Source organism: Microcoleus sp. Pol12B4, assembly GCF_036701385.1.
Classification (GTDB): domain Bacteria; phylum Cyanobacteriota; class Cyanobacteriia; order Cyanobacteriales; family Microcoleaceae; genus Microcoleus.
In genome coordinates, this window is record NZ_JAUBQR010000332.1 from 1 (window position 1) to 4,588 (window position 4,588).

The 4,588-nt window shown below is 44.9% G+C and carries 3 protein-coding genes and 1 pseudogene; 3 read left to right on the forward strand and 1 reads right to left on the reverse strand.

Going from position 1 to position 4,588, the window contains the following annotated elements; genetic code table 11:
• Positions 1 to 852: 852 nt before the first annotated feature.
• A pseudogene (locus QUA38_RS27465) lies at positions 853 to 1,440 on the reverse strand (Uma2 family endonuclease).
• A 103-nt stretch (positions 1,441 to 1,543) separates the two neighbouring features.
• Here QUA38_RS27465 and QUA38_RS27470 point away from each other — a divergent pair.
• From QUA38_RS27470 to QUA38_RS27480, 3 genes are read left to right on the forward strand one after another with little or no spacing between them, the layout of a single operon-like run.
• Positions 1,544 to 2,866, forward strand: a complete 1,323-nt coding sequence (locus tag QUA38_RS27470; protein ID WP_333167478.1) for a 3-isopropylmalate dehydratase large subunit — start codon at positions 1,544 to 1,546, stop codon at positions 2,864 to 2,866.
• A gap of 34 nt (positions 2,867 to 2,900) precedes the next feature.
• Positions 2,901 to 3,809, forward strand: coding sequence for a hypothetical protein (locus QUA38_RS27475; RefSeq protein ID WP_333167480.1), 909 nt, complete (start codon positions 2,901 to 2,903; stop codon positions 3,807 to 3,809).
• Positions 3,806 to 4,570, forward strand: a complete 765-nt coding sequence (locus QUA38_RS27480) for an HIRAN domain-containing protein (protein ID WP_333167482.1) — start codon at positions 3,806 to 3,808, stop codon at positions 4,568 to 4,570. The genes QUA38_RS27475 and QUA38_RS27480 overlap by 4 nt, the downstream gene beginning before the upstream one ends.
• Positions 4,571 to 4,588 lie beyond the last annotated feature (18 nt).

The following is a 4,588-nucleotide window of genomic DNA, read 5'->3' on the forward strand; positions in this document are numbered from 1 at the left end:
AAATAACTGCGCGCTGACGCCTGTGTTTCTGTGAATTCATGGGAAATATCTCCATTGGCATATACGGTGAACATGGCAAAAGTAGATACCCTTGGGGTGCGGGTATCTCGCTCATTTCACTGTTGTTGAGGTCTACAAATGTAGAAATGCACTCTGAGATTTTTTGAGAGTCCCTGATTTAAGTTGTTTTTTTTAAGTAATTACTAACTAATAACAGTCACTAGCTATTACTTACAAGTCACATAATCGAGTGACTTGCATAATTTTATTTTTTGTGTTAAGGTCTGTCTGGTTTATTTTAACAATAAAAAATTAACTCAAAATAAAGTAGCCAGCTATCAATAAGTTGCCCTAAGAATGTCGCAGTAAATTACATCATTAAATATACTAATGGGTGATGTAAATTTGGTTAAAGATCGGCGAGTACCCGGGCTTTTTTGAAAATAAATGTAAGTACGGTTTTTTGTCTATAAATAATGTCTGTTTTAACTTTCGGGGTGAACTAAAACTAACTGGAACACCCGAAGAGTTGAGCCAAATTCCTGGAGAACATTTAGATTTTTTGCATCCATAATTATAGCATCCGCCTTCGCGTCTTCGCGGTTCCTTATAACACCCGATCGCGATCGGCAATCGGGTCTGGTAAAACTATCATTTAACTAAGAGCTATCGCCTCTTAATTTTGACGACCAACAATCCCTATCCTGCAACAATCATGGCAGCAATGCTGCTGGGTTCTGCCACTGCTTCGGCAATCATGAAAGAATTGATCCCGAAAGCGCGAGATCCCTGAGAACTGCTATAGACGAGCCGCCAAATGTTGGCAACATCACTACGGTCGCCTCTTATAGTTCAATCGGCAAATAATGGAACTTCCAGCACAAATTCAGGTAAAACATCTTCTCCAGAAAGTTGTGTTGGTAAAGAGCGAACCTCTTTTGGTTGTCCCTGTCGATAAATTTCTCCCTGCTGATTTTGTGGATTAAACAACCAACCCAACCGCACCCCACTATGCAGGTATTCCAGCATTTTATCTTGTAAAGTGTGCAGATTATCCGATCGCGATCGCAGTTCAATGACAAAATCCGGTGCTATGGGGGGAAATTTCTGTCGTTGTTCTGGAGTGAGTGCTTCCCAGCGAGACAATTCCAGCCATGCTACATCAGGAGAACGAGATTCTCCACCGGGCAATTTGAATAGCGTAGAAGAACTAAACACCTTACCTAGTTGGGTTTGGCGATTCCAAATATAAACCTCACCGCCGAGATCCATCTCGCGGCTACCGCTATCGCCGCCAACTGGAGACATAACAATTAATCTTCCTTCAGCATCGCGCTCAATCGTCTATTCAGGATTGCTGAGACAGAGTTGATAAAACTGCTCATCGGTAAATTAAACGCGATCGAGATTAACTTTTAGGGGTAACGTCAGCAAGGTCATCGTCATTACTCCCGATTTTTGAGACCTGGTAATTTCTATTTTAAGATAATGTTTCGCTTACAATTACACTATGTAGCATCTAACAAAAAAAAGCGATCGCACTATGGGAATGACTCTGACCGAAAAAATATTAGCCAAAGCATCAGGCCGCACTAAAGTCGAGCCCGGAGAAAATATTTGGGTAGAAACAGATGTGTTGATGACCCACGATGTCTGCGGGCCCGGCACCATCGGCGTTTTCAAACGCGAATTTGGTGAGAATGCTAAAGTCTGGAACCCAGACAAAATCGTCCTCATTCCCGACCACTACATTTTCACCAACGACGAACGCGCTAACCGCAACGTCGATATTCTCCGCGATTTTGCCCAAGAACAAGGGATAAAATACTTTTACGACATCACGGATCGATCGGACTTCAAAGCAAATCCCGACTACAAAGGAGTTTGCCACATCGCCTTAGCACAAGAAGGCCACACCCGACCGGGCGAAGTGCTCTTCGGCACCGATTCCCACACGTGTAATGCCGGCGCTTTCGGACAATTTGCCACCGGTATCGGCAATACAGACGCGGCTTTTATCATGGGAACCGGCAAACTGTTAATCAAAGTTCCCGCAACCATGCGCTTTGTGTTCAACGGTGAACTGCCGGATTATTTGTTAGCAAAAGACCTAATTTTGCAGATTATTGGTGATATTAGCGTTGCCGGTGCTAACTACCGGACAATGGAATTTGCGGGCGATACAGTTGAGCGTTTGACGATGGAAGAACGGATGACGCTGTGCAATATGGTGATTGAAGCTGGTGGTAAAAACGGCACGGTTGCGCCGGATAAAACTACGTTTGATTACGTTACTTCGCGGACTGACAAACCCTTCGATTCATTTTACAGCGATGGGGATGCTAAGTTTTATAGCGATCGCACCTACGATGTCAGCAAATTAGAACCAGTCGTCGCCAAACCGCACTCCCCCGACAACCGCGACTTAGCCCGCAACTGCCGCGATGTCAAGATCGATCGAGTTTACATCGGTTCCTGCACCGGCGGCAAAACCTCCGACTTTCTGAATGCCGCCCGCATTCTCAAAGGAAATCAAGTCAAAGTTCCGACTTATTTAGTACCAGCAACTCAGAAAGTTTACGAAGATTTGTTTCTCACAAAATACGAGGGTCAAACGCTTTCGGAAATCTTCTTAGCAGCCGGCTGCATCGAACCAGCAGCGCCTTCTTGCGCCGCTTGTTTGGGTGGCCCGAAAGATACTTTCGGCCGGATGAACGAACCCGAAATTTGCGTGTCTACAACTAACCGCAATTTCCCCGGCCGCATGGGGAATAAAGAAGCGCAAGTTTATCTAGCTTCGCCTTACACGGCGGCGGCGTCTGCGCTGACTGGTCACGTCACAGATCCGCGCGAATTCCTGTGTTAGATAGTTGCTTTTAGCATTCTTTAAGGTTGACACAATGGCTGATGAGTTTCCGGTTATTGTTGTTCCAGAATCTGATTACGATCTATCTGAAGAAGAACAAATGGGAACTAAGAATAAATTCTGGTTCCCTCACTCAGAATTTGGTCGCTGCTTGTACAAACAGTCTCGACCGAATACAGGTGAAGATTGGGCAGAAAAAATTGCAGCCGAGTTGTGCAAATTGCTCGGACTGCCCCATGCTCAATATGAACTGGCAACTTGGAGAAGTCAACGCGGAACTGTCTCACCATCATTTTTGCCCGATGGTGGCAGTTTCATTCCTGGGAATCAAGTTTTGTCTGCGAACGCACGGCACAAAGTTGATATTGTGTTGAATGCGATCGCAGACAATTCTGTTAATTTGCCCCTCGATTGGGTTCCGCCAGTCGGGATAGAAACAGCAATAGAAACTTTTATCGGATATTTGCTATTAGATGCCTGGATTGGCAATACAGACCGTCACTCAGAGAATTGGGGTGTATTAGATAAACCAGAAAGTGATCCTACTTTAAATATCGCCAGATATCTAGCACCAACTCACGACCATGCCTCTAGTTTGGGAGTGCGGATATCTGATGAACAACGGCAAAAGAGACTGATTACAAAAGATACTGGCTATTCTGTCCAAGCTTATGCTAAAAGATGCTGTTCTCAGTTATATGCTAGCGATAATAGACCAAAGCGTCTCAAGACTTTTGAGGCATTCTGCGAAGCAGCGCTATACTATCCCCAAGCAGCCCAAGTTTGGCTAAATTGCCTTGCGAGGATTTCATCTAATGATACGCTAGCCATTTTTAACCGGATACCGCGCCATCGCATTTCACAAATTACCATTGACTTTTCTCAACAAATACTTAATTTTAACAGAGAAAGGCTACTTGAATTGACAGGAGATTTGCTTTGAAAACAATATTTTTGGCTTGGCAAGACCCGGTCAGCCGTTCTTGGTTTCCGATTGGTCGATTGACATTTAACGGTAAAGAATACCAGTTCAATTATACAAATGGTGTTCTAAAAGCTCTACTTGAGTGCTGGTTTAAACCCTTGCCATCTTTCCCTGATTTCAGTAAGGTTTACACTTCACAGAAACTGTTTCCCTTGTTTTCCAATCGAGTGCGGCCGCGATCGCGCCCTGACTACCCTGAATTTGTACAGTGGTTGAATATCCCTCAACACGAAGATGACCCAATTGCTTTATTGGCCCGCAGCGGAGGGAAACGGGTAACTGATAATTTTGAGGTATTCCCATGTCCCGAACCGGATGAAAATGGACGTTACCGCATCCATTTTTTTGCACATGGACTGCGACACCTTCCCAAGCCGGCAATTGAACGGATTAATGGGCTTCAAGTGGGCGAACTTTTGTATTTAGCCCACGAATTTCAAAATCGGCACGATTCCTCTGCTTTGCTTCTGTGTACTGAAGATCACTGGATTGTAGGCTATTGTCCGCGCTATCTTTGCGGGGATATTTTTCAAATTATCTCGCAGCATCCAGAATTGGTTCGCGTAGAAGTCGATCGCCTCAACCAACCCCCAACGCCGCTACAGTTCCGCTTGCTGTGCAAGATGACCGTCGATTGCCAGCAAGGCTTTCGCCCCTTCAAAGGCCCGATGTACCAGCCGGTTAGCAGTGATGTTTTAGCTGCGAGTGCGATCGGATAATCAGCAATAATAAGTAAA